Annotated in this window: 29 protein-coding genes; 25 read left to right on the forward strand and 4 right to left on the reverse strand. The window is 60.2% G+C overall.

What is annotated here, in order from left to right; all coding sequences use genetic code 11:
• The first annotated feature begins 52 nt into the window (after positions 1-52).
• The 21 genes from AC2YB9_RS06800 (at position 53) to AC2YB9_RS06900 (ending at position 18,704) form a co-directional block, all read left to right on the forward strand.
• On the forward strand, positions 53-1,372 hold the full coding sequence (locus AC2YB9_RS06800; RefSeq protein WP_487267995.1) for a homoserine dehydrogenase: 1,320 nt from the start codon (positions 53-55) through the stop codon (positions 1,370-1,372).
• Entirely contained in the window at positions 1,372-2,445 is a 1,074-nt protein-coding gene (thrC, locus tag AC2YB9_RS06805; RefSeq protein ID WP_487267996.1) for a threonine synthase, read from the forward strand. Before AC2YB9_RS06800 ends, thrC begins: the two co-directional genes overlap by 1 nt.
• Positions 2,442-3,323 (forward strand): homoserine kinase, encoded by an 882-nt coding sequence (thrB, locus tag AC2YB9_RS06810; protein WP_487267997.1) that lies wholly within the window; start codon positions 2,442-2,444, stop codon positions 3,321-3,323. Before thrC ends, thrB begins: the two co-directional genes overlap by 4 nt.
• 180 nt (positions 3,324-3,503) lie before the next feature.
• Complete coding sequence (gene rho / locus AC2YB9_RS06815) at positions 3,504-5,435, forward strand: transcription termination factor Rho (RefSeq protein ID WP_487267998.1); 1,932 nt, start codon at positions 3,504-3,506, stop codon at positions 5,433-5,435.
• Positions 5,436-5,485: 50 nt separating this feature from the next.
• The gene (locus AC2YB9_RS06820; RefSeq protein WP_487267999.1) at positions 5,486-5,977 is read left to right on the forward strand and encodes a glutathione peroxidase; all 492 of its coding nucleotides are present in this window, start codon (positions 5,486-5,488) and stop codon (positions 5,975-5,977) included.
• Positions 5,978-6,087: 110 nt separating this feature from the next.
• Positions 6,088-6,294, forward strand: a complete 207-nt coding sequence (rpmE, locus tag AC2YB9_RS06825; protein ID WP_487268001.1) for a 50S ribosomal protein L31 — start codon at positions 6,088-6,090, stop codon at positions 6,292-6,294.
• A gap of 135 nt (positions 6,295-6,429) precedes the next feature.
• Positions 6,430-7,509: a peptide chain release factor 1 gene (gene prfA, locus AC2YB9_RS06830; RefSeq protein ID WP_487268003.1), complete on the forward strand. Its 1,080-nt coding sequence runs from the start codon at positions 6,430-6,432 to the stop codon at positions 7,507-7,509.
• Positions 7,506-8,363 carry a peptide chain release factor N(5)-glutamine methyltransferase gene (gene prmC / locus AC2YB9_RS06835; protein ID WP_487268004.1) on the forward strand — a complete coding sequence of 286 codons (858 nt, stop codon included), beginning with the start codon at positions 7,506-7,508 and terminating at the stop codon, positions 8,361-8,363. Before prfA ends, prmC begins: the two co-directional genes overlap by 4 nt.
• A gap of 85 nt (positions 8,364-8,448) precedes the next feature.
• Entirely contained in the window at positions 8,449-8,919 is a 471-nt protein-coding gene (locus AC2YB9_RS06840; protein ID WP_487268006.1) for a VTT domain-containing protein, read from the forward strand.
• Positions 8,920-8,940: 21 nt separating this feature from the next.
• On the forward strand, positions 8,941-9,594 hold the full coding sequence (locus AC2YB9_RS06845; RefSeq protein ID WP_487268007.1) for an L-threonylcarbamoyladenylate synthase: 654 nt from the start codon (positions 8,941-8,943) through the stop codon (positions 9,592-9,594).
• Positions 9,594-10,712, forward strand: a complete 1,119-nt coding sequence (locus tag AC2YB9_RS06850; protein ID WP_487268008.1) for a glycosyltransferase family 4 protein — start codon at positions 9,594-9,596, stop codon at positions 10,710-10,712. Before AC2YB9_RS06845 ends, AC2YB9_RS06850 begins: the two co-directional genes overlap by 1 nt.
• Complete coding sequence (locus AC2YB9_RS06855; RefSeq protein ID WP_487268009.1) at positions 10,709-11,128, forward strand: Cg1360 family ATP-synthase-associated protein; 420 nt, start codon at positions 10,709-10,711, stop codon at positions 11,126-11,128. Before AC2YB9_RS06850 ends, AC2YB9_RS06855 begins: the two co-directional genes overlap by 4 nt.
• 215 nt (positions 11,129-11,343) lie before the next feature.
• On the forward strand, positions 11,344-12,120 hold the full coding sequence (gene atpB, locus AC2YB9_RS06860; RefSeq protein WP_487268010.1) for a F0F1 ATP synthase subunit A: 777 nt from the start codon (positions 11,344-11,346) through the stop codon (positions 12,118-12,120).
• Between the two features lie 100 nt (positions 12,121-12,220).
• Positions 12,221-12,406, forward strand: coding sequence for an ATP synthase F0 subunit C (gene atpE / locus AC2YB9_RS06865; protein WP_049798293.1), 186 nt, complete (start codon positions 12,221-12,223; stop codon positions 12,404-12,406).
• A gap of 31 nt (positions 12,407-12,437) precedes the next feature.
• Entirely contained in the window at positions 12,438-12,977 is a 540-nt protein-coding gene (locus AC2YB9_RS06870; protein ID WP_487268011.1) for a F0F1 ATP synthase subunit B, read from the forward strand.
• Positions 12,977-13,777, forward strand: coding sequence for a F0F1 ATP synthase subunit delta (locus tag AC2YB9_RS06875; RefSeq protein ID WP_487268012.1), 801 nt, complete (start codon positions 12,977-12,979; stop codon positions 13,775-13,777). The genes AC2YB9_RS06870 and AC2YB9_RS06875 overlap by 1 nt, the downstream gene beginning before the upstream one ends.
• Before the next feature lie 42 nt (positions 13,778-13,819).
• The gene (atpA, locus tag AC2YB9_RS06880) at positions 13,820-15,463 is read left to right on the forward strand and encodes a F0F1 ATP synthase subunit alpha (protein ID WP_487268013.1); all 1,644 of its coding nucleotides are present in this window, start codon (positions 13,820-13,822) and stop codon (positions 15,461-15,463) included.
• Between the two features lie 3 nt (positions 15,464-15,466).
• Positions 15,467-16,399 (forward strand): F0F1 ATP synthase subunit gamma, encoded by a 933-nt coding sequence (locus AC2YB9_RS06885; RefSeq protein ID WP_487268015.1) that lies wholly within the window; start codon positions 15,467-15,469, stop codon positions 16,397-16,399.
• Positions 16,400-16,404: 5 nt separating this feature from the next.
• Complete coding sequence (gene atpD, locus AC2YB9_RS06890) at positions 16,405-17,853, forward strand: F0F1 ATP synthase subunit beta (RefSeq protein WP_487268016.1); 1,449 nt, start codon at positions 16,405-16,407, stop codon at positions 17,851-17,853.
• Entirely contained in the window at positions 17,850-18,230 is a 381-nt protein-coding gene (locus AC2YB9_RS06895; protein ID WP_487268017.1) for a F0F1 ATP synthase subunit epsilon, read from the forward strand. Before atpD ends, AC2YB9_RS06895 begins: the two co-directional genes overlap by 4 nt.
• Before the next feature lie 27 nt (positions 18,231-18,257).
• A complete protein-coding gene (locus tag AC2YB9_RS06900; protein ID WP_487268018.1) occupies positions 18,258-18,704 on the forward strand; it encodes a DUF2550 domain-containing protein in 447 nt (148 codons plus the stop codon).
• Positions 18,705-18,739: 35 nt separating this feature from the next.
• On the opposite strand, the gene AC2YB9_RS06905 is transcribed toward AC2YB9_RS06900, so the two are convergent.
• Positions 18,740-19,327 (reverse strand): cob(I)yrinic acid a,c-diamide adenosyltransferase, encoded by a 588-nt coding sequence (locus AC2YB9_RS06905; RefSeq protein ID WP_487268019.1) that lies wholly within the window; start codon positions 19,325-19,327, stop codon positions 18,740-18,742.
• 98 nt (positions 19,328-19,425) lie between these two features.
• Here AC2YB9_RS06905 and AC2YB9_RS06910 point away from each other — a divergent pair, with 98 nt between their 5' ends.
• Positions 19,426-21,399, forward strand: coding sequence for a protein meaA (locus AC2YB9_RS06910; protein ID WP_487268020.1), 1,974 nt, complete (start codon positions 19,426-19,428; stop codon positions 21,397-21,399).
• Between the two features lie 81 nt (positions 21,400-21,480).
• Here AC2YB9_RS06910 and AC2YB9_RS06915 read toward each other — a convergent pair whose 3' ends face one another.
• Entirely contained in the window at positions 21,481-21,648 is a 168-nt protein-coding gene (locus AC2YB9_RS06915) for a hypothetical protein (protein WP_487268021.1), read from the reverse strand.
• Positions 21,649-21,695: 47 nt separating this feature from the next.
• On the opposite strand from AC2YB9_RS06915, the gene AC2YB9_RS06920 reads away from it, so the two are divergent.
• Together AC2YB9_RS06920 and AC2YB9_RS06925 are read left to right on the forward strand one after the other, a co-directional pair.
• On the forward strand, positions 21,696-22,247 hold the full coding sequence (locus AC2YB9_RS06920) for a ferritin (protein WP_487268022.1): 552 nt from the start codon (positions 21,696-21,698) through the stop codon (positions 22,245-22,247).
• Positions 22,240-22,638 (forward strand): hypothetical protein, encoded by a 399-nt coding sequence (locus AC2YB9_RS06925; RefSeq protein WP_487268023.1) that lies wholly within the window; start codon positions 22,240-22,242, stop codon positions 22,636-22,638. Before AC2YB9_RS06920 ends, AC2YB9_RS06925 begins: the two co-directional genes overlap by 8 nt.
• A 77-nt stretch (positions 22,639-22,715) precedes the next feature.
• Here AC2YB9_RS06925 and nucS read toward each other — a convergent pair whose 3' ends face one another.
• Both nucS and AC2YB9_RS06935 read right to left on the reverse strand, forming a co-directional pair.
• Entirely contained in the window at positions 22,716-23,393 is a 678-nt protein-coding gene (gene nucS / locus AC2YB9_RS06930; RefSeq protein WP_487268025.1) for an endonuclease NucS, read from the reverse strand.
• A 9-nt stretch (positions 23,394-23,402) separates the two neighbouring features.
• The gene (locus AC2YB9_RS06935; protein ID WP_487268027.1) at positions 23,403-23,843 is read right to left on the reverse strand and encodes a hypothetical protein; all 441 of its coding nucleotides are present in this window, start codon (positions 23,841-23,843) and stop codon (positions 23,403-23,405) included.
• Between the two features lie 43 nt (positions 23,844-23,886).
• On the opposite strand from AC2YB9_RS06935, the gene AC2YB9_RS06940 reads away from it, so the two are divergent.
• A complete protein-coding gene (locus tag AC2YB9_RS06940) occupies positions 23,887-25,068 on the forward strand; it encodes a 3-hydroxyacyl-CoA dehydrogenase family protein (protein ID WP_487268028.1) in 1,182 nt (393 codons plus the stop codon).
• Positions 25,069-25,098 lie beyond the last annotated feature (30 nt).

Raw genomic sequence — 25,098 nt, forward strand, 5'->3', positions numbered from 1 at the left:
CATTTTTGCAACCGTCGTGAGTCTTGCCATGACGCGTCGATACCCTTGAGCAGTGACCGCTCCAAGTACTTCCAGTGACCGCACGCTCCGTGTCGCCCTTTTGGGTTGTGGAGTCGTTGGCACGGCGGTCGCCCGGCTACTGACCCGTGATGCCGATGAGCTTGCCCTGCGCGTCGGCGCTCCGCTTGAATTGGTTGGCATTGCTGTGCGTCGAATGGGCCGAGAACGCGACCTCGACGTTCCTGCCGAACTGTTCACGACTGACGCCAAAGCGCTCGTGTCGCGTGACGACGTCGATGTTGTTATCGAGGTCATCGGCGGAATCGAGCCAGCGCGTGAACTCATACTCCTTGCCCTTGAGCATGGGGCCTCGGTCGTCACGGCCAACAAGGCGTTGCTCGCCGAAGACGGCGCGACGCTGTATGAAGCCGCAGCCAAGGCCGAGCGGGACCTGTACTTTGAGGCTGCAGTAGCCGGTGCGATCCCCATCGTTCGCCCGTTGCGCGACTCATTAGCCGGGGACAAGGTTCAGCGCGTCCTGGGTATCGTCAACGGCACCACCAACTTCATCCTCGATGCCATGACCACAACCGGAGCCGGCTTCGGTGATGCACTCGACGAGGCCCAACAGCTTGGCTTTGCCGAGGCCGATCCAACCGCTGATGTTGAGGGCTTCGATGCTGCGGCAAAGGCGGCGATTCTTGCGAGCCTTGCGTTCCATACCCGGGTCGGGCTTGGCGACGTATATCGCGAAGGCATCACCGAGGTCACATCGGCCGATGTGAAATCTGCCAAAGAGATGGATTGTGTCGTCAAACTGTTGGCCATTTGCGAGCGCAGCGAAACGCCCGATGGCCCGGCGGTTTCGGCGCGCGTACACCCGGCAATGATCCCCATCACTCATCCATTGGCGAGCGTTCGCGGCGCCTACAACGCGGTGTTTGTTGAGAGTGAGTCGGCCGGCGAACTTATGTTTTACGGACCGGGTGCCGGCGGTGCACCGACCGCAAGTGCGGTGCTCGGCGATGTCGTCTCCGTCGCTCGCAACCGCCGCGCCGGCGTGTTTGGGCCGGGGGAGTCAAGCCATGCTCAGCTGGCGGTTCTCGACATGGGACGTACCCGCACCCGCTATCACATTGCGATCGATGTCGAAGACAAGCCGGGCGTCCTGGCGGCGGTTGCCCAGGTGTTTTCAGAATTCGGCGTATCGATCAAGATCGTCCGGCAAGATGGTCATGGCGGTGACGCCCAACTCGTCGTTGTCAGCCATGAGGCCGATGATGCCGCGTTATCGGCCACCGTCGGCAAATTACGTGAGCTCGACATGGTGCGTGCCGTTTCATCGGTCATGCGCGTCGAGGGAGGAAACTGATGACCAATCCAGCGCATTTGTGGCGTGGCGTGATCGAGGAATACCGCGATTGGCTTCCAGTTACCGACGCGACGCCGGTCATCACTTTGCTCGAAGGCGGCACTCCGCTGGTCAATTCACCGTGGCTGTCGGACATCGTCAAGGGCGACGTCTGGCTCAAGGTCGAAGGCAGCAATCCGACGGGTTCATTCAAGGACCGTGGGATGACGATGGCCATGTCGATTGCTGTGGGGGAGGGTGCCCAAGCCGTTGTTTGTGCCTCCACTGGTAACACCTCTGCGTCGATGTCTGCGTATGCCGCGCGCGCCGGGATCACCCCGATCGTGCTCGTCCCCGAAGGGAAGATCGCGGCTGGCAAGATGGCTCAGGCGATCATGCATGGCGGTCAGGTCATTCAGGTCCGGGGCGGTTTCGACGAGTGCCTCGAACTCTCGCGGGCGCTCGCGGACAAATACCCGGTCGCGTTGGTCAACTCGGTTAACCCGATGCGTATTCAAGGCCAGAAGACTGCATCATTCGAAGTCATCGACGCCTTGGGCAAGGCTCCTGACCTACATGTTCTTCCCGTCGGTAACGCCGGCAATATCACCGCCTATTGGCTCGGCTATCGCGAATATCGTGACGCTGGAATGAGCGACAAGACTCCAGCGATGTGGGGATTTCAGGCGGCCGGCGCAGCGCCAATCGTTCGTGGTGCCCGAGTTGCTCATCCTGAGACGATCGCGAGTGCGATTCGGATCGGCAATCCGGCCTCATGGCAACTAGCCGAGGCCGCACGCGATGAGTCGGGTGGCCGTATCGAAGCGGTCAGCGACGATGAGATTCTTTCCGCACAGCGTAGTTTGGCCGCAAAAGCTGGCGTCTTTGTCGAGCCCGCATCGGCTGCGGGCGTCGCAGGCCTGCTCAACGCGGTCGAGGCAGGCGACGTCGATGCTGGCCAGACGATTGTTGTGACCGTCACCGGCCACGGTTTGAAAGATACTGAGACCGCATTGTCGGGCATCACCGAAATCGTTGACTCAGTCATTGATTTTGACCTCAGCCAAGCTGCCGAGGCAGCCGGCCTTCGATGACATTTGTTTCTGGCCCGATTACGCTTCGGGTTCCGGCATCCAGTGCGAATCTTGGCCCTGGCTTCGACTCCCTCGGACTTGCCGTGTCGCTGTATGACGAGATCACCGTTGAGGTCACGCCGGCTGGTTTGACCGTCGACGTCGATGGCGAAGGCGATGTTCCGTGCGACGAACAGAACCTCGTCGTGTCGACGATGCGACGAACATTTGCAGCGCTCGGCGAGCAGCCCACTGGTCTCGCGGTTTCGTGTCGTAACGTCATTCCGCATGGTCGGGGCCTTGGTTCGTCCGCGGCCGCGATCGTAGGCGGTATCGTCGCGGCGCGCGCGCTCGTCGAGGACGGTGACACCCGGCTCGATCAGGCCGCCGCTTTGGCGCTGGCCAATGACATCGAGGGCCATCCCGACAACGTTGCTGCAGCGCTACTCGGTGGGCTCACAATTGCCTGGACCGAAGATGGCATCGGCAAGGCCGTACGACTGGATGCACAGGCCGAGTTGTCGGTGTTTATCCCACCGGTCGCGGTTTCTACACATACGGCACGGTGCGTTCTTCCCGCCACGGTGCCGCATGTCGATGCGGCGGCCAATGCCGGCCGGGCCGCATTGCTAGTGGCAGCCTTGGTCGGTGGCCACGATGACGTACTTCTGGCCGCGACTGAGGATCGGATTCATCAGAATTATCGGGCCAACGAGATGCCTGATTCGCATGCTTTCATGCTGGCCCTGCGGGCCGAGCAGATTCCGGCGATTATCTCCGGGGCCGGGCCGACCGTTCTGGCATTTTCACGAGGTCGAGACCTCGCGTCATACACACCTCAGGGTTGGCGGCAGCGGTCCCTGAGCGTCGACCGTCAGGGTGCGACACGCATTCACTGACGACCCGATGTGCGGGTCGTTCCTAGACCGGGTGTTACAGTTGAGGTGTCGGAGTCGAGTTCATGAACTCCCCCGACTGAATGATCAGTAATTCACTTGGCTCGTCGGATACGGGCAAGCCTTCATGCAATCTGGACTCTCCAGATCCTGGCCACTCGGCCTCACGAATAAGGAATCCACGTGACAGAAACCATCACAGCAGCTGACGGCAATACGTCAGCTGCGGCATCGGCCGCCCCGAAGCGAAAGACCGGAGGCCTCAGCGGCAAAGTGCTCGCCGAGCTTCAGGACATTGCTGGCGGGCTGGGCATCACCGGCACAGCCAAAATGCGCAAGGGCGCCTTGATCGATGCGATCAAGGAAGCTCAAGGTGGTGCAACGGCTGCCCCCCGTGCGGCCACGAAGGCTGCAGCACCCAAGCAGGTCAAGCGCGATCAGCCCGCTGCCGACAAAGCCGAGCAGCCCAAGGTCGAGCAGCCCAAGGTTGCCGCAGACAAGACCGAAGTGGAGAGGTCCGACAAGGACAAGGCTGACAAGAGTGAGCAGCCGGGCCGGGCGACGCGTTCCAGGAACCGCGCCGATAGCGACCGCAACCGGAACAACGACGACGGCGCGAATGACGGCCGGCGTCATCAGAACAACCGCGGCGACAGCAACCGCGATGACAGCAACCGCGGCGACAGCGACCGCGATGACAACAACGACGGCGGCCAGCACGACCGCAATAACGGCGATGCTGGCAACAACCGCAACCGCAACAACAACAATGATGACGACGGCAACCGGGGCAACAATCGCAACCGCAATCAGAACAACAACCGCAACCGTAATCAGAACAACAGCAACAATGATGACGACGACTTCGGTGGTGGCAATCGCAACCGCAATCGCAATCGCAACCGCAATCGCAACCGGAATGATCGCCATCGCGGTCCTGAGGCCGAACCGGTCATAACCGAGGACGATGTCCTGATCCCCGCCGCGGGCATCTTGGATATCCTCGACAATTACGCATTCGTCCGCACGACCGGCTACCTACCCGGCGAAAACGATGTCTATGTCTCGCTCTCGATGGTCCGCAAGTGGGGTCTGCGCAAGGGCGATGCCGTTGTTGGACAGGTCCGTCAGGCGCACGAAGGTGAACGTAAAGAAAAATTCAACCCGATGGTCCGGATCGACTCGGTCAACGGTATGGCGATGGAAGAGGCCAACAAGCGCGTCCAGTTTGCTAACTTGACGCCGCTCTACCCGTCAGAGCGTCTCCGTCTTGAGACCGAGCCGAATATCCTGACGACACGCATCATCGACATCGTCGCACCGATCGGCAAGGGCCAGCGCGGACTCATCGTGTCGCCGCCCAAGGCTGGCAAAACGATGGTGCTTCAGGCGATCGCGAATGCGATTACGACTAACAACCCTGAGTGCCACCTGATGGTCGTCCTCGTCGATGAGCGTCCCGAAGAAGTCACCGACATGCAGCGAACGGTTAAGGGCGAGGTCATCGCCTCAACCTTCGATCGTCCGGCCGATGATCACACGACGGTTGCTGAACTCGCGATCGAGCGCGCCAAGCGCCTGGTCGAACTCGGCCACGACGTGGTCGTGCTCCTCGACTCGATCACCCGATTGGGTCGTGCCTACAACCTCGCCGCTCCCGCGAGTGGACGCATTATGTCCGGTGGCGTCGATTCCTCGGCGCTCTATCCACCCAAGAAGTTCTTTGGGGCGGCACGCAACATCGAAGATGGTGGCTCACTGACGATCTTGGCTACGGCACTGATCGAGACCGGTTCGCGCATGGACGAGGTCATCTTCGAGGAGTTCAAGGGCACCGGCAACATGGAGCTGCGACTGCGCCGCGAGTTCGCTGACAAGCGAATCTTCCCGGCGATCGACATTGATGCTTCGGGCACCCGGCGCGAAGAGTTGCTCATGGCGAAGGACGAACTCGCCGTGGTGTGGAAGCTGCGCCGCGTCGTGTCGGGCCTTGACGGTCAGCAGGGCCTTGAGTTGATGATCGGCAAGCTCAAGGAAACCAAGAGCAACATCGAATTCCTGATGCAGATCAACCAGACGATGCCGCAGACCGGTCGCGATACCGACAACGGCTGACAGTCACTTTCCCTAACGCGCGTTAGGGAAGTCAGCGATAGGGTTGAGTCATGACTTCTGTGTATGACTTTTCCGCAACCACTAACTCGGGCGTCGAGCAGCCGCTCGCGGACTATCGGGGCAAGGTGCTGCTAGTCGTCAATACGGCAACGCAGTGTGGATTCACGCCGCAGTTCAAGGGTCTTGAAACGGTCTACCAGGAGTACGTGGATCGCGGCCTGGTTGTGCTCGGATTTCCCTGTGACCAGTTCGGCCATCAGAACCCAGGTAGCGATGACGAGACCGCGTCATTCTGCGAACTGAACTACGGAGTGACGTTCCCACTATTCTCCGAAATCGAGGTTAACGGCGACGGTGCGCACCCGCTCTACAAGTGGCTCAAGCAGGAAAAGGGCGGCGTTGGTCCCAGCAAGATCAAGTGGAACTTCACCAAGTTCCTCATCGACACGGAGGGCAATGTGGTCAAACGCTATGGCTCGTCGACCAAGCCGGAAAAGATTGGCGCCGACATCGAGAAGCTACTCCCCGCCGGCACGGAATAAGCAGCGACCCGATTGGCGTTACACCATCGTCTGATGGCAGACTTATCCCTTGGCTCTGGTTCACGTAAGCCCACCGGCATACGACCCAGCGGTCGCAATGAGAGGAAATCATGAAGCGCGACATCCACCCCGAATATTTGGAGACCCAGGTCACCTGCACCTGTGGCAACTCCTTCACCACCCGCAGCACTGCGAAGTCCGGCGTCATCAAGTCCGAGACCTGCAATGCCTGCCACCCGTTCTACACCGGCAAACAGCGCATCCTCGACACCGGCGGCCGCGTGGCCCGCTTCGAGAAGCGCTACGCCAAGAAGTAGCACAAGTACGGCGCCGGCCCCGACGGATTCATTCCGCGGGGTCGGCGCCGTTCGCTTTGCCGGCCGTGTGCTTGCGTCATAACATGTGCGGCCCCTGACCCTCATAACTTATGACGCAATGAACCAGGAGGACACATGTTCGAAGCCGTCGAAACCCTCGTGGCCGAGCATGCCGACCTCGAACTCAAGATGTCCGATCCGGCAGTTCACTCCGATCAGCGGCTTGCCAAGAAGTATGGCCAGCGCTACGCCGAGGTGACTGCGATCGTCAAGACCTATCGCGAATGGCAGCACGTCAACGACGATCTCGAGGCTGCCAAGGAGCTTGCTGGCGAGGATGAATCGTTCGCGCTCGAAGCCGATGCGCTCGAGACGCGTCAGCATGACCTCGGCGAGCGACTGCAACGGCTGCTCGTGCCCCGTGACCCGATCGACTCGAAGGATGCCATCTTCGAGATCAAGGGCGGTGAAGGCGGCGAGGAATCGGCGCTGTTTGCCGGTGATCTCCTGCGTATGTATTTGCGTTATGCAGAGCACCGTGGCTGGAAGACCGAGATTCTTGATTCGACTGAGTCGCATCTGGGCGGTTACAAGTCGGTGACCATGGCGGTCAAGGCCAAAGGCACACCGGAGCCAGGCGAGGCGCCCTACGCGATGCTCAAATTCGAGGGCGGAGTGCACCGTGTCCAGCGCGTTCCAGTGACCGAGTCCCAGGGCCGCATCCATACCTCCGCCGCGGGTGTCCTCGTGATGCCTGAGGCCGATGACATTGATGTTGAGATTCACGACGCGGACCTGCGGATCGACGTCTACCGTTCTTCGGGACCCGGGGGTCAGAGCGTCAACACGACCGACTCGGCGGTACGCATCACGCACGTGCCGACCGGCATCATCGCCAGCTGTCAAAATGAGAAGAGCCAGCTGCAAAACAAAGAAGCCGCGCTGCGGATCCTGCGCTCACGACTGCTCGAAGCTGCGCAGGCCAGTGCCGATGCTGAGGCCGCGGACGCGCGCAAATCCCAGATCCGTACGGTCGACCGCTCCGAGCGCATCCGTACTTACAACTTCCCTGAGAACCGCATCTCCGATCACCGGACTGGTTTCAAGGCCTATAACCTCGACCATGTCATGGATGGCGCCCTCGACGACATCATCACGTCGTTGATCGACGCCGATCTTGCCGACCGGCTGAATGCGGTCGAGGCCGGGCATTGAGCGTCGAGTCCATCCTGGCGGCCGCGACGGAGCGCCTCACCGAAGCCGGCATCGCCGCCGCCCGCAACGACGCCGAGATCCTGCTGAGCCACGTCACCGGCGTGCCGCGATTGTCATTGAAGCTGCGTGCCCACCCCAATGACATCCAATACCGGACGTTCAAGACGCTGATCAAGCGGCGAGCCGCACGTGAACCGCTGCAGCACCTAATCGGTACCGCGGCGTTTCGGTATGTGGATCTGGATGTCGGGCCGGGCGTTTTCATCCCTCGACCGGAGACTGAATTGTTGGCTGGCTGGGCGATCGAGCAAGCCAAGACGATGGCCGCCCCGATCATCGTGGATTTGTGCACCGGATCGGGCGCAATTGCGCTCTCGATCGTTGATGAAGTTCCTGGTGCCCGCGTGTATGCGGTCGAGCTCGATGAGGTCGCCTTCGGTTGGGCGCATCGCAATCTTGCCGGCACGGGTGCCGACTTGCGCCAGGGCGACATGGCGCAGGCGTTCACCGATCTCGACGGCACGGTCGACATCGTCGTGAGCAATCCGCCATACATCCCGCTGGATGCGTGGGAGAGCGTCGAGGTCGAGGTGCGTGATCATGACCCCGCGACGGCGCTCTGGTCGGGCGACGACGGACTTGATGCAATGCGCGTGCTCGAACGCGTGGGCCATCGACTGTTGCGAGCCGGGGGAGTGCTTGGCGCTGAACATGCCGACGTCCAAGGTGAGTCGGCGCCGCAGGTGTTCACCGCCACCGGCCATTGGAGCGCGGTGCGTGACAACGAGGATTACGCCCACCGACCGAGGTTTGTGACGGCAACGCATCTGGCTCTCTCAGCCTCAAGCCGCTAACCCGCAGCGCAATACTCCTGCGGTCCAGCGAGGCGGCGGAGCGTTGCGAGAGGTCGCCGATAGGGTTGCCCCCATGGGCGATTGGGTGACGTTCGGCGCCGCCTTTGCCTTCGGGATTGGCTCGGCGCTGTTGCCGATGTTCCTCAATGCCGAGGCCTATGTGATCGCGATGGGCGCGCTCGTCGGCACCAGGGTCACGCTCGTTCTTGCGATCTTCTCGCTCGTGCTCGGCACCGTGGTCGGCAAGGCTTTCGTATTTGAGGTCGCTCGCAAGGGCAGTTCAAAGATTCGTAGTGTCGATCGCAAGCCGTCACGCAATGCTTTTTTCGCCAAGGTGCGGCAATTCAGTGACTGGCTTCTCAGCCTGCTTGATCGCCGCTATGCCGGCGCATTAACGGTGTTTATGTCCTCACTTTCCGGCCTACCGCCGCTGGCTGCTGTCACCGTCATTGCAGGGGCTTCGAAGCAGTCGCGCTGGATCTTCTTGACCATGGTGTTCGTTGGGCGCATGATCCAGTTTCTGGCCATTGCGTTCATCGTTCACAAGGCGACATGACACGACGCATAGGATGAGCACGTGATTTTCGACTGCGCTATTGAAGAGGAATGCGACCGCGGGCTCGATGCGGCAAAATTGGCGATTGAGGCGGGCAAACTCGTCGTCATGCCAACGGACACGGTCTATGGGCTGGCTGCCGACGCATTTTCGGCGGCGGCCGTGCAGCGGTTGCTCGATGCCAAGGGCCGTACCCGGCAGATGCCGCCCCCGGTACTTGTCGGTGCCCCCACGACGCTGGATGCCCTTGCGGTCGAGATCCCGACCTATGTCCGCGATCTGATTGAAGCGCTGTGGCCCGGACCGCTTACGATCATCTGCAAGCAGCAGCCATCGCTTAACTGGGATATCGGCGAGACCCACAACACCGTCGCGGTTCGTATGCCTGCCGACGAACGTGCCCTAGACCTGCTCAAAGAAACCGGCCCGCTTGCGGTGAGCAGCGCCAACTCAACCGGCAGTCCGGCCGCCCAGAATATTGCCGCCGCGCAGGAGATGCTCGGCGAGAGCGTGGCGGTCTATTTAGACGGCGGTCCCACCGCCTCAGGCATTCCCTCGACGATCCTCGATATCACCGGCGCGACACCACGCATACTGCGTGCTGGCGCGATCGATCTGGCACGCTTGCATGAGTTCAACAACACGATCGAGCCCATGCAGGGGGAGACTGCCTAGTGCGTGAATATCTCGTCGTATTCGGGGTGGCGCTAGGAGTCACATATCTCCTCGCCTCGATCGCCCGAATGCTTGCGGTGCGCTTCAATGCTGTGGCGCAAGTCCGCGATCGTGATGTGCACTCGGTCCCGATTCCCTATTTTGGTGGACCGGCAATGCTCGGCGGACTCGTTGCCGCCTACCTGATGGCGACTCGGCTACCGTTCCTCTCCGGCGCCGACGAGGCGGTGTTCGGCGACGCGCTGGCCGTGCTGATCGGCGGAACTGTCATCTGCATCGTGGGGATCATCGACGATCTGTATGAACTCGACGCGCTGAGCAAGTTCGCCGGTCAGGTGCTCGCCGCGGTGATCGTTGTGGCGATGGGGGTCAAGTTTGTCTATCTGCCGTTGTATGGCAACTACCTCGGCTTGGATCAGGCTCAGGCGCTGATTTTCTCGGTCCTGTTGATCGTCGGAACCGCGAATGCGGTCAACTTCGTCGACGGGCTCGACGGGCTGGCTGCGGGCATGGTCGCGATCGGTGCGATCGCCTTCTTTTCCTACTCGTTCCTCCTCGCGGTCGAGAACGGCGAAACGCGCGCGATCGCCGCGTCGTTGCTGACTGCTGCCCTCGCGGGCGCCTGCATCGGCATACTTCCGCACAATTTCTTCCCAGCGCGAATGTTCATCGGCGACTCCGGCTCGATGCTGATCGGGTTCGTCCTTGCGTGTTCGTCGATCAGCCTTACCGGACAATTTCCCGCGACCCGTATATCCGAAGGCATCGGCGGGGCTGAGAACAATTTCCTGCCGGCGTTGTTGCCGCTGATCTTGCCGATTGCCATGTTGTTGGTCCCGTTCGTGGACCTTGCGCTGGCCGTAGTCCGACGGACTCGCGCCGGCCGCTCGCCATTTAGTCCCGACAAGATGCACATCCATCACCGTTTGCTCGAGATCGGCCACTCGCATCGCCGTGCGGTCCTGTCGATGTACATGATCGCGGCGTTGGTGGCCTTCGGTACCGTCATCGTCGGACTATTTAATGGCTGGCAGTCGATTCTCGGCTTCGGTGTCATGACCGTGTTGACCGGTATCGTGGTCTTTGTGCTGCCACGTGTGGGGAGGAAAACGGTATGAGTCTCATCCGCGGGAGCTTGCTGCCAGCGCTCATCGCAACGATCGTCTGCATCATCGTCGGGGGAGTGACCAGCGGCGGCAAAGGGGCCGTCGGCGCGCTGCTAGGGGCGTTGATCGTCGCGGGATTTTTCGCCTCGAGTCCAGCAATGCTGGGGCCGATCACCAAGGTCAGTCCGCACCTCTCGCTTCTCGTTGCGTTGACGTTCTTTTTCACCAAGGTGATTGCTCTTGTGGCCCTCATGATCGTCATACTCGATCGCAACGGAATCGCCCGGCACCTGAACAAATCGGTGCTCGGAGCCACCATCATTGCGATGACACTCGTGTGGACGTTCTCGATGGTTCGAGCGTCGACAAAATCGCGGCAGCCATATTTTGATGTGAAAGAGCTCGACCTGACTGAGGATGGCAAGTAGCCGCCTGATAATCTAAATTCTGCAATGAGCCGGTGGCATGCGGCTTCGGACGGACGTCCCGCTCATGGCAACAATCAGTGGTCGGGCGAGAAAAACTGGCTCCGAATTGATGGTTGCCAGCATAAATGACGCAGGCCGTATGTAGCTGGATCGCGACGTTTTTTGGAGCGACCGCGCCATAGATGGGGTGACGAGTGACAACTGCAGGAATTACAGTGCGCGCGGAGGGTTTCCATGCTCCCGGCCCCGGTGATTTTGACCTTCCTGCGATCTTCCACATCGGTGGCCTTGGCGTAACCAAGCCGATGCTGCTGATCATCCTTTCGGCGGTGATCGTCTTCGGCTCCCTGTATGCCGCCTCCCGTAAGGCAGCGGTCGTACCGAGCAAACTCCAATATGCTGGCGAACAGGGTTACGACTTCGTCCGCAACGGCATCGCACGCGACTCCATCGGCTCGGCCGACTTCATGAAGTTCGTGCCGTATCTGGTTAGCCTTTTCTTCTTCGTCTTGGTCAACAACCTGTTTGGCATCATCCCGTTTATCCAGTTCCCCGCGATGTCGCGCATCAGTTTTGTCTATGGGATCACCGCGATAACGTGGATCACCTACAACTTGGCAGGCGTCTTACGTCATGGTGTCGGCGGCTACTTCAAGTTGCAGTCGGTACCAGCGGGGGTCAACGGGCCGGTTTTGCTCCTGATCATCCCGCTTGAGTTCATCTCAAACATCCTTGTTCGCCCCGTTACTCTGGCACTGCGACTATTTGCCAATATGTTCGCGGGCCATCTCCTGCTGATCTTGTTCACCCTCGGTGGCCAATATCTCGTGTTTGAGTCCGGCAATAGCTTGCATGCCCCGGTCGGAATCATCGCGTGGATTCTGGCGATTGCCGTTAGTTTCCTCGAAATCTTGATCCAGTTCCTGCAGGCCTATGTTTTCGCGTTGTTGACCGCCATGTACATCGGCGGAGCACTGGCCGAAGAGCACTAAATTCAACTCGCTTTAACGTACTACCCACTCTTAACGCACCAGCGTTACTACGAAAGGAAATGCTGTGAATGGCACACTAGAATTGGCCGGCAACCTCAACATGATCGGATACGGCCTGGCCGCAGTTGGCCCCGGCATTGGTATCGGTCTCATCTTCGCCGCATACATCAACGGCGTTGCTCGCCAGCCCGAAGCGCAGTCGCGCCTGCAGTCGATCGCGATTCTCGGCTTCGCGCTCGCTGAAGCCCTTGCCATTATCGGCATTGCGCTCGCATTCGTCCTGTAACAACGCTCATTCCGACTGACAAGGTCACTCCATGACTAAGGCTTTTCTCGCGGCTGCTGCCGAAAAGGGACCGAGCCCGCTTGCCGTTCACAAGGCTGAGTTGATTCTCAGCATTGTGGTCTTCGGCATTCTGGTCTTCCTCATCTGGAAGTTCGTCGTGCCCAATTTCGAAAAGGCATATGCGGCGCGTGCTGCTGCCATCGAGGGCGGTATGGACGAAGCAAACCAGGCTCAGGCGGAGGCGGAAGCGCTCAAGGCCCAGTACACGGCTCAGCTTGCTGACGCTCGCCATGAAGCGGCTCGCATTCGCGAAGACGCCAAGGAGCAGGGCGCGCAGATCGTTGTTGAGATGCGTGGCCAGGCTCAAGCCGAAGCCGAGCGCATCACCTCGACTGCCCACACGCAGATTGAGGCCGAGCGCACCCAGGCGTTCCAGCAGTTGAAGGGCGAGGTTGGCAACGTTGCGACCCAGCTCGCTGGTCGTATCGTCGGGGAGTCCCTCGATGATCAGGCTCTGCAGCGTCGTACCGTCGAGCGCTTCATCGCAGAACTTGAAGAATCGGCCAACTGATGCGTGGTCTTTCAGCGAAGTCGTTAGTAGGCGTCCTCGCAGCCGTTGAGGCTGCGAAGGGCGATGCTGACGTCATCGGCAACGAATTGTTCGACGTTGTCGGCATCCTCGATATGTCGCCGCAATTGCGTCGCATACTTGCCGATCCTGCGATCGAGACACAGGCACAGGACGGGCTCGCCCGCTCGGTGTTTGGCGGCAAGATCGGCGAAGGCGCCTTGTCGACTGTCATTGCGGCTGCATCCGCACGTTGGTCGTCTGGACGCGACATGTCCGACGCCCTCGAGACTGCGGGTGTCATGGCGCACGTCATCGCTGCCGACAAAGCAGGTTCACTCGACACGCTGGAAGATCAGCTCTTCGGATTCGGCCAAGTCGTCGATTCCGATCCCGAACTGCGTCGAGTCATCACCGATCGCACGATCGACGCGGACTCGAAGAACACCCTCATCGGGCGGCTGCTCGATGGCAAGGTTTCGGCATCGGTCGAAGCGCTTGCCAAGCAGGCCGCAACTGCCCGTACGGGATCCTTTGAGAAGCGACTCGCGGCATTCACTGAAATCGCCGCGACTCGCCGCAATCGCATCCTCGCCGTGGTTCGTGTCGCCTACGAATTGGGCGATGCAGAAAAGGCCCGACTGACCGCAGCGCTCACGGCAAAATACGGCCGCGATGTCCACATCAATATCATCGTTGACACCGAAGTCGTCGGCGGCATTTCAGTTGCCGTCGGTGATCAGGTTGTTGACGGCACCGTTTCCAGTCGCCTCGAAGACGCCCGCCGGCGTATCGCAGGCTGACTCCAGACCACTCAAGCTACAAAGAAGAAGGCAGGCATACTTATGGCGGAGCTCACGATCCGTCCGGACGAGATCCGTGACGCATTGCAGCAGTTCGTTGCCGACTACAAGCCGAGCGCGAGCAAGACCGAAGAGGTCGGCATCGTCGCATCGGCCGGTGACGGCATTGCCCGCGTCGAAGGTCTCCCGTCGGCAATGGCCAATGAGTTGCTTGAGTTCGAGGACGGCACGCTCGGCCTCGCGCTCAACCTCGATGTCCGTGAAATCGGCGTCGTTGTTTTGGGCGACTTCGCTGGTATCGATGAAGGCCAGACGGTGCGCCGAACTGGCGAGGTCCTCTCGGTTCCCGTCGGCGACGCTTATCTCGGTCGCGTTGTCGACCCGCTCGGTAGCCCCATCGACGGCCTCGGCGAACTCAAGACCACGAAGCGTCGTGCACTCGAACTCCAGGCGCCCACCGTCATGGAGCGCAAGAGCGTTCACGAGCCAATGATGACCGGGCTCAAGTCGATCGACTCGTTGACGCCTATCGGCCGTGGCCAGCGTCAGCTCATCATCGGTGACCGTCAGACCGGCAAGACCGCCATTGCGATCGACACGATCATCAATCAGAAGGCGTTTTGGGAGTCTGGCGATCCGAACAAGCAGGTTCGTTGCATCTATGTCGCAATCGGGCAGAGGGGCTCAACCATCGCCGCCGTGCGTGGTGCGCTCGAAGAGGCCGGGGCACTTGAATACACCACGATCGTCGCAGCTCCTGCGTCCGACTCCGCCGGCTTCAAATACCTCGCTCCGTACACCGGCTCGGCAATCGGCCAAGAGTGGATGTACGACGGCAAGCACGTTCTGATCGTGTTTGACGATCTGTCCAAGCAGGCCGAGGCATACCGCGCTGTGTCGCTGCTACTTCGTCGCCCGCCGGGCCGCGAGGCATATCCCGGCGACGTGTTCTACCTGCACAGCCGTCTGCTCGAACGTTGCGCCAAGCTCAGCGATGAGCTGGGTGCGGGCTCAATGACGGGTCTCCCAATTGTCGAGACCAAAGCCAATGATGTGTCGGCCTACATTCCGACCAACGTCATCTCAATTACTGACGGCCAGATCTTTTTGCAGTCGGACCTTTTCAATGCCAACCAGCGTCCTGCCGTCGACGTCGGCATCTCGGTCTCGCGCGTCGGTGGTGCGGCGATGCAGAAGTCGATGAAGGCAGTCACCGGCTCGCTCAAGGTAGAGCTCGCCCAATACCGGGCCATGGAAGCATTCGCGATGTTTGCCTCCGATCTGGACGCGGCTTCCAAGCAGCAGTTGGCGCGCGGTCAGCGGATCATGGAACTGTTCAAGCAGGGTCAGTACGCGCCGTTCCCGGTCGAGGATCAAGTGGTTTCGATCTGGGCCGCCACGACCGGCAAGCTGGACGTCGTACCAGTGCCCGATGTTCACCGGTTCGAGACTGAGTTCCTTGAGCACGTGAAGCATGTTCACGGCGGGATTCTCGATGCGATCCGTGAGAGCGGAAAATTCGAGGACGACAGCGAGCACGCGCTCGAAGGCGCCTACAACGAATTCCTCGAGCAGTTCGAGACCAGCGCGGGTGAATCGCTGATCAAGGCTGGGCGCGAAGAAGTTGAGGCACTTGGCGACGAGGACGTCGAGCAAGAGCAGATCGTCAAGCAGAAGCGAGGTTGACGAATGGCAGCATCAGTTCGTGAACTGCGCGCGAAGATCAGGTCGACGACGTCGATGAAGAAGATCACGCGCGCGATGGAACTCATTGCTGCGTCCCGCATCATCAAGGCGCAGCAGCAGGCGGCAGCAGCGACTCCGTATGCGCGTGAGTTAACTCGTGCAGTGTCTGCGGTAGCGACGTTCTCCAATGTCGAGCATCCGTTGACGACAGAGAAGATCCAGCCGAAGAAAGCCGCAGTCCTGGTGATTGCGAGCGACCGTGGGCTTGCTGGTGCATATTCGTCGGCGGTGATGAAGGAGACGGATCGCCTGATCGAGAAGTTGCGCGGTGAGGGCAAAGAGGTCGATATGTACCTCACCGGTCGAAAGGCCGAGGCTTACTTCAAGTTCCGCCAACGCGACTACATCAGGTCGTGGTCCGGATTCTCCGATAAGCCTGAATACGCCACCGCACGTGAGATCGGCAATCTGCTGGTGGAGGCGTTTAACTGCGACGAAACCGATGAAGAAGCGGTCGACCCCGAATTGGCGGTCGACGAATTGCATGTTGTCTTCACGCGCTTCAAGTCGATGCTGACCCAGGAGCCGGATGTCATCCGGTTGCTGCCGCTTGAGGTCGTCGAAGGCACCGAAGCACCCGAGGCGGACGACATTCTTCCGCTCTACGAGTTTGAGCCGTCGGCACACGAAGTGCTTGATGCGCTGTTGCCAAGATATGTGCACAGCAGGATTTTCTTCTGCATGTTGCAGGCAGCGGCATCGGAACTGGCTGCCCGCCAGAAGGCCATGAAGTCGGCCACGGATAATGCCGAAGACATGATCCAGAAATACACCCAGATCGCGAATCAGGCCCGTCAGGCCGGAATTACCCAGGAAATCAGCGAGATCGTCGGTGGCGCCAATGCGCTCGCCGATGCGACCGCTGGGAGTGAGTGAGAGAGATGACTGCAGCAGTCGAAGAGAAAAAGGCAACTGGCGTCGGGCGCGTGGCTCGGGTCATCGGCCCGGTGCTCGACATCGAGTTCCCCAGCGATGCCATCCCTGAGATGTACAACGCGCTCAAGGTTGACACCGAGATTGCGGGCGTCAAAGAAACACTGACCCTGGAAGTCGCGTTGCATATCGGCGACGGCCTGGTGCGAGCCATCAGTCTTAACCCCACCGACGGCATCGTCCGCGGTGCACCGGTGATTGACACTGGCGGACCGATCACGGTCCCCGTTGGTGACGCGACGCTCGGCAAGGTGTTCAACACCATTGGCGACGTCATGAACCTCAAAGAGGGCGAGACCTTCGAGCCGGCCGAGCGTTGGGGCATCCATCGCAAGTCGCCGGCTTTCGACACGCTTGAGTCCAAAACCGAGATGTTCCAGACCGGCATTAAGGTCATCGACCTCCTGACGCCGTACGTGCTGGGTGGCAAAATTGGTCTGTTCGGTGGTGCCGGTGTCGGCAAGACCGTTCTGATTCAGGAAATGATCGCCCGCGTGGCACGCGACCACGGTGGTGTGTCGGTGTTCGCCGGTGTCGGTGAGCGCACTCGTGAGGGCAATGACCTCATTGTCGAAATGGAAGAGGCTGGCGTTCTCGGTCAGACCGCACTCGTGTTCGGACAGATGGATGAGCCGCCGGGAGCGCGTCTGCGCGTGGCACTGTCGGCCCTGACGATGGCCGAGTATTTCCGCGATGTGCAGAAGCAGGATGTGTTGCTCTTCATCGACAACATCTTCCGCTTCACCCAGGCCGGTTCCGAGGTTTCGACGTTGCTCGGCCGGATGCCGTCCGCCGTGGGTTACCAGCCGACTCTCGCCGATGAGATGGGCGTTCTCCAAGAGCGCATCACCTCGACACGTGGCCACTCGATCACCTCGTTGCAGGCGATCTATGTGCCGGCCGATGATTACACCGACCCGGCGCCCGCCACCACGTTCGCGCACCTCGATGCGACCACCGAACTCAACCGTGAAATCGCCTCGATGGGCATCTACCCGGCCGTGGATCCGCTGACCTCAACGTCACGAATCCTCGACCCGCGCTACATCAGTGACGATCACTACAACACCGCCAACCGGGTCAAGGGCATCCTGCAGCGCAACAAGGAACTCCAGGACATCATCGCGATTCTTGGTGTCGACGAGCTCAGCGAAGAGGACAAGACCCTCGTTTCGCGCGCGCGTCGGATCCAGCGCTTCCTGTCGCAGAACACCTACGTGGCCAAGCAGTTCACCGGTCTTGAGGGCTCGACGGTTTCGATCGACGAGACCATCGATGGGTTCACCAAGATCTGTGACGGTGACTACGACCATGTGGCCGAACAGGCCTTCTTCATGTGTGGCGGTCTTGAGGACGTCGACAAGAAGTGGGAAGAGATCCAGAAGAGCCTCAAATGAACGACGACGTGTTGCAGATTGAGCTGGTCGCGGCCGACCGTGTGGTGTGGTCAGGACAGGCGGCGCAGATCATCGCCCGGACGGTGGACGGCGATGTCGGCGTGCTGCCCAATCACGCGCCGATGCTTTCGCTGTTGCGCGCGGGGGTCGTCGAGATCACCGCGCCCGAAGGGCATGTGGTGCTCGCAGCGGTTGAAGAGGGTTTCCTTTCGGTGGCCGACAATCGTGTGTCGATCCTGAGTGATGATGCTTTTCTGGCCGATGAGATTGACCCCTCGGCCGCGCGCGCCGAACTTGATCGGCTCCGTGACGGTGACGATGAGGTGGCATTGCGCTGGGCTGAGGCAAAGATGCGCGTGCTCGAGAAGAAGTCCTAACCGCATCCAAGCACTGGGAGGAACGCCGTGCCGGTTTGGCTCTGGTTCATTGACTCCCTTGCGTTCACGCTCGGCCTCTGTGTCCTCACCGTAGCTGTGCTTTTCTTACGTCGCCGCTCGATCACCCGATCGAGCGGCGCGTTTGATTTCAGCATCAATCGACGCGGTGAAGCCGGCAGCAAAGGCTGGACGCTCGGCACGGGCCGCTATACCGAGAATCATCTGGAGTGGTACCGGACGTTTTCGTTGTCATTGCGGCCGCGTTATCGTTTCGAGCGAGGAGCGATTGGCATTGAGGGCCGCCGTCAGCCGGTCGGGCGCGAGGCATTTGCGATCCACCCGGGGCAGGTGATCGTGGCGTGTCAGACTGTGGTCGGCGTCGAACAGATTGCGATCGGTCCGAAAGCGCTTACCGGCTTGCTGGCGTGGCTTGAGGCCTCACCGCCGGGCCAACGCATCAACAACGTCGTCTGACGCCTAGGGCGCGACGCGAACGTGCTGAGCGTTCCTCAGCGCTCGCCTCCGGGAACCCAGAGGACGTCGCCGGTTCCACCAGCGTGCTCGGCAAGGTTGGCACAACGGGCAAGGATGAATAGCAAGTCGCTGAGTCGGTTGAGATATTTTGCGGTCAGAACACTTGTCGTCTCGCTGTGTTCGGCAATTGCCGCCCACGCGGACCGCTCCGCGCGCCGGGTGACTGTGCGAGCAATGTGCAGCGCGGCAGCGGTCTTGGTGCCAGCGGGCAGGATGAACGACCGTAGCTTTTCGAGCTTTTCGTTGTAGTGATCGCACCACTGTTCGAGCCGGTCGATGTAGTCGGGCTCGACGCGCAGCGGCGGATATTCGGGGTGTTCGACGATTGGGCAGGACAGGTCCGCGCCGACATCGAACAAATCGTTCTGGATGTGGGTCAACACCTTGACGATGTCATCGGGCAATTCGCCTAGGGCGATCGCGAAGCCGATGTGGCTGTTGGCTTCATCGATATCGGCGTATGCGCCCAACCGAAGATCGAGCTTGGAGGTCTTACTCATATCGCCGAGGTTCGTCATGCCAGCGTCGCCGGTGCGGGTATAGATGCGCGATAAAATGACCATGTGGCCAGTCTAGGGGTGGTCAATTGCACGACGAGTGTGAGGTACAACGCCCTAGCAAAGAGTTACGGGCCAGCAAGGTTCGACGGTAACCTGTGCCCATGGCGGATAAACCTTGGGTAATGCGGACGTATGCTGGCCACAGTTCAGCTGAGGAGTCGAACAAGCTCTACCGACTCAATCTCGCGAAGGGCCAAACCGGACTTTCGGTAGCCTTCGATCTGCCGACGCAGACCGGCTATGACCCCGATCATGAGCTCAGCCGCGGCGAAGTCGGCAAGGTTGGTGTCCCGATTCCCCACCTAGGCGCCATGCGCAAATTGTTCAAGGACATTCCGCTGGAAACCATGAACACGTCTATGACGATCAATGCGACGGCCATGTGGCTGCTTGCGATGTACCAGGTTGCGGCCGAGGAACAGGGCGCCGCGGTCTCGAGCCTGTCGGGCACGACTCAGAACGACATCATCAAGGAATACTTGTCGCGCGGGACGTATGTCTTTCCGCCCGTTGCCTCAATGCGCCTCACGACGGACATGATCGCCTACACCGTAAGTGAAATGCCGAAGTGGAATCCGCTTAACATCTGCAGTTACCACTTGCAGGAGGCCGGCGCGACGCCTGTGCAGGAACTCGCCTATGCGCTATGCACGGCGATCGCGGTGCTGGATGCGGTGAAAGATTCCGGCCAGGTGCCGGCGGATAAGTTTGAAAATGTCGTCGGTCGCATCTCGTTCTTCGTCAACGCAGGAGTTCGATTCGTTGAGGAGACCTGCAAGATGCGGGCTTTCGGCCAACTGTGGGATGAGATCACCGCACAGCGCTATGGCGTGCAGGATCCGAAGATGCGCCGCATGCGCTATGGCGTGCAGGTCAACTCGCTGGGCCTGACCGAGGCGCAGCCAGAAAACAACGTTCAGCGCATCGTGCTAGAAATGCTCGGCGTGACGTTGAGCAAGAACGCCCGCGCTCGTGCGGTGCAGTTGCCGGCGTGGAATGAAGCACTCGGCCTGCCGCGACCATGGGATCAGCAATGGTCGCTGCGCCTTCAGCAGGTCCTCGCCTTCGAATCGGACCTGCTCGAGTACGAGGACATCTTCGACGGCTCACACGTCATTGAGGCCAAGGTCAAGGAACTCGTTGACGGTGCGAAGGCCGAGATCGACCGAGTTCAGGCCATGGGCGGTGCAGTCCAGGCGGTCGAATCGGGCTACATGAAGCAGGCTCTGGTCGGCTCGCATGCGGAGCGTCGAGCCAAGATCGAAGCCGGCACAATTAAGGTCATTGGCGTCAACTCCTATGTGGAGACCGAGGAGTCGCCGCTGACAGCGGACTTGGACGGTTCGATCATGAAATCCGATCCACAGGCCGAGGCCAATGCAATCGCCGATGTTCAGCAATGGCGTAGCGAGCGCGATCAGGCCGCAGTCGATGAAGCGCTCGCCCGGTTGAGTGCCGAGGCCAAGACTGAGGTCAATCTGATGCAAGCCACACTTTCCGCGGTGCGGGCTGGTGCGACGGTGGGTGAATGGTCGGCTGCGCTACGCGGCGTTTTTGGCGAGTTCCGAGCACCGACGGGCGTCACCGGCGTCGTTGGCGTCACCGAAGCGGCTGAGGATCTCAAAGCCGTACGGTTGCGGGTTGAAGCGACCGGCAAAGAACTCGGCGGCCGACTGCGGTTATTGGTCGGCAAACCGGGCCTTGACGGCCACTCGAACGGCGCTGAGCAGGTTGCAGTGCGTGCCCGTGATGCTGGCTTCGAAGTTATCTACCAGGGCATCCGGCTCACCGCTGCAGAGATTGTCGCGGCCGCCGTCGCCGAAGACGTCCACTGCGTGGGGTTGTCGATCCTGTCCGGCTCACACATGGAACTCGTTCCACAGGTCAAGCAGGGCTTGGCCACGGCCGGCCTCGGCGACGTACCAATTATCGTGGGCGGCATCATCCCCGACTCCGATGCGAAGCGGCTTCAGGCCGACGGCATCGCCAAGGTGTTCACCCCGAAAGATTTTGGGCTGACCGAGATCATGGATCAGATCGTTACAGCGATCCGAACTGCCAACGGCCTCGACTGAGGCGAGCCACACCTTCGTGGAAATGCTGCCGCAACTCACCTAGGCTCTGAACCGCAACGATTCCTGAAAAGGATGTGTTCGTCAGGCTGCAATCTTGGTTTTGGCCTTCTTGGACTGTTTGGCCTTGACCAAGGTGCGCTTCTTGACCGTGTAGCCCTCGGGCAGCGTGCCGTTAGCCATCATGCGTATCGGGCAACGCTTGCACTTTGGCTTCGACGAGCAGCATTTCTTCTTGGGCTTCGGTGGCACAGAAGTTATGGTACCAGCCTGAGGTAAGGCGTACCTAACATCAGTTTTTGTCCAACAACGAGCTGGAGATTCCGATGGCAGCCCCCAAATTCGCCGACCAACTTCGTACGCAAATTGGCAACGAGTTCAGCGCGCATCACCAATATCTCGCGATCGCGACGTACTACGACGCTTTGACGATGCCGCGTGTTGCGGCGCTGTTCTATGGGCAGGCGCTGGAAGAGCGCGCCCACGCGATGATGATGGTCCAGTACCTCTTGGATTCCGACGAAAAGGTTGTTATCCCCGGTGTCGACGCTCCCAGTTGTGAGTTCACCGACATCGTCGAACCCGTTCGGGTCGCGCTTGAGCAGGAAAAACAGGTCACCGACCAGATCAACCAGCTGACACGCATCGCTCGCGAAGAGTCCGACTTTGCCTCGGACCAGTTCATGCAGTGGTTCATCAAGGAGCAGGTCGAGGAAGTGTCCAAGATGAGTGACCTGTTCGCTGTCGTGAGCCGTTCGAAGGACGATGTCGAGCGGATCGAGGACTGGGTTGCCCGCGAGCACAGCCGCGAAGGAAGCGATCCGATGGCGCCGGCGATCGCTGGTGGCTAGACCGGCTGTTCTGGCAGCCCTGGCACTGGCGCTGCTGGCAGTCGGGGGCTGCGGTAGCGGTAATACGTCGGGCAATGATGGACCTGCCACGGTCGTGGATATGACCTATTCGGCTGGCGGACCGGTCAAGAAACAGACCCTCGATTGCGCGACTCCAACTGCCAACGACAAGCCGTCCTGCATGCTATTGGCAAAGCTGCCGGCGAGCGCTTTCAAACCCGTTCCAAAGGACGCCATGTGCACGATGATCTACGGCGGCCCAGAGACGGCCACGATCAAGGGCACCGTCAACGGCGCGAAAGTCGATGCGCAGTATGCGCGCTCAAATGGCTGCGAGATCGCTCGCTGGGCCAAGGTCGAGCAACTCTTCGCGGAAATGGCTGGCAACTAGCCTGATCCGACGAACGATGAGGCTTGTATGCCGTCCGCACGACACAAAACGATCATCGTTCGTCTGCTGCGCGGCGGCTAGAACAGCCGCAGGCTCGGATCGTCGAGGCCGCGCAAGTCGTTGTAGTCGACGACAACGCATTCGATGCCGCGATCCTCGGCGAGCGTACGGGCCTGTGGCTTAATTTCCTGAGCGGCGAAGATTCCCCGGACCGGTCGGAGTTTGGGCTCGCGATTCATGAGTTCGAGATAGCGGGTGAGTTGCTCGACACCATCGATTTCGCCGCGACGTTTGATCTCGACCGCGACGGCAGCGCCGTTGGCGTCGCGGCACAGTAGATCGACCGGGCCGATGGCGGTCATGTACTCACGACGTACAAGACTCATGCCGTCGCCCAGCATTGTGGTGTGTTCGGCGAGCAGTTCTTGCAGGTGCTTCTCGACGCCGTCCTTCTGAAGGCCGGGATCGACGCCAAGATCATGCGCCGAGTCCTGCAGTATTTCCTCGATCAAGATCCGCAAGGTGGCATCGGCCTTCTGCGCCGTGACGGTCCACTCGATCGCGCCGTTCTCGGTCGTGCCCTCGATCAGTTTGCATGGGGGACTCATCCAATTGAGCGGCTTATAGGAGCCGCCGTCAGAATGCACGAGAACCGAGCCGTCAGCCTTGAGCATCAGGACGCGGGTCGCCATCGGGAGATGAGCGGCCAGCCGCCCCGCATAGTCCACCTGGCAACGTGCCACGACAAGACGCATCGAATGGATCTACTTTCGAGTTAGGGTGCCAAGGCGGAACTTGAGGCTTTCGCCCTTAATCTGGCCCTTGTCAGTATTGCCGTCGCCGCCGATCAATGAGACCTCGGTTCCCGAAACCTTATAGGTGCCGACGCGGAAGTCCTTATTGCCTTGGAAATCCTCAACAAAGGTTCCGTCGGACTTGAAGTGCATGACCCACTCTGCCTTGGTGCTCTCCCAATCGCCGACCAGATCTTTGGCTGATGAAAGTGTTGGCGCGGTGGTGGCGGGTGTGGGCGGTGTGGTCGTTGCCGACGTTGGTGCGGTGGTGGCCGGTGTAGTTGGCGCTGGATCGGCAGAGGTCGAGCCGGGCATACTGCACGCGCCGAGTGTGAAAGGTCCAACTACCAGCGCAAATGTGGCCATTGCCATACGCTTTTTCATCACTTCTCCATATCGGCGGCGAGTCATGAACGATAGTCTGTCACGACCGTTTACAAAAAGGAGACACGGCATGCAGGAGATCGTCGACCGCTTGGCTGCGGAGGACAAAGGTGCGCAGATTGCCAATACGCTGCTGCTCCCTTACCTCAATCACGCTGCAACGATGTTCGAAAGCGGGTACGCGACGCGGGATGACATCAACGCCTCGATGCGTTTCGGCTGCGGCTACCCAATCGGCCCATTGGCCCTGATCGATGCGATCGGCCCGGATGTTGTCGCGGCCCGATTGACCGCGCTTTTCGAGCAGACCGGCGATGAGCTGCATCGGCCAGTGTCGTTCCTGACCGACCCACATTCTGCCGATGGCAGTGACCCGACCGATGCGGCACCTCAACTGCGGCACACGATCGAACGAGTTGGCGTCGTCGGAACCGGCACGATGGCTTCTGGCATCGTCCAGGTCTTCGCGCAGGCTGGCTATGACGTGACGTACGTGGGCCGCTCGGAGGAAAAGGTGGCCGGCGTCGTTGCTGGTATCACCAAGAGCCTCGACAAGGCCATCGCGCGAGGCAAACTGGACGAGGATGGCAAAGCAGCCGTGCTCGGACGACTGACCGGTGCTATCAGCCAGGATGCACTTGCTGACGCCGACATCATCGTCGAGGCGATTGCCGAAGACCTCAGCATCAAGCTCGAACTCTTCAAGAACCTCGATCGCATCGCGAAGCCGGGCGCAATCCTCGCCACCACGACGTCATCGTTATCGATCGACACCTGCGCCGGTGCCACGGGCCGTCCGCAAGATGTCATTGGAATGCATTTCTTCAACCCTGCGCCGATCATGAAGCTCGTTGAAGTCGTTTCGGGCACCGAGACCTCAGTTGAAGTCGCTGAAACCGTCCGCGCGCTGTGCCTCAGCACCAAGAAGCACCCGGTGTCTTGCAGCGATCGGCCCGGATTCATTGTCAACGCGTTGCTGTTCCCCTACCTCAACGACGCAATCAAATTCAATGAGGCCGGCGTCGGCACGCTTGAGGAGATCGACGCGGCGATGAAGGGGACCAACCTGCCGATGGGACCCTTTCAGCTTCTCGACGTCGTCGGCAACGATGTGTCGCTGGCAATCCAACAGACTCTTGTCGAGGCATTCGGTCATGAAGGCTGGGAACCGGCTGAATCGCTGCTTAAAATCGTTGCAGAAGGCAAGCTCGGTCGCAAGACCGGCGAAGGATTCCACTCGTACACCATGTAGTCACAATGAGTCATTTCGCAGCGAGTCCGG

The sequence above is a fragment of the Aeromicrobium changchenzhani genome (genome assembly GCF_057586615.1).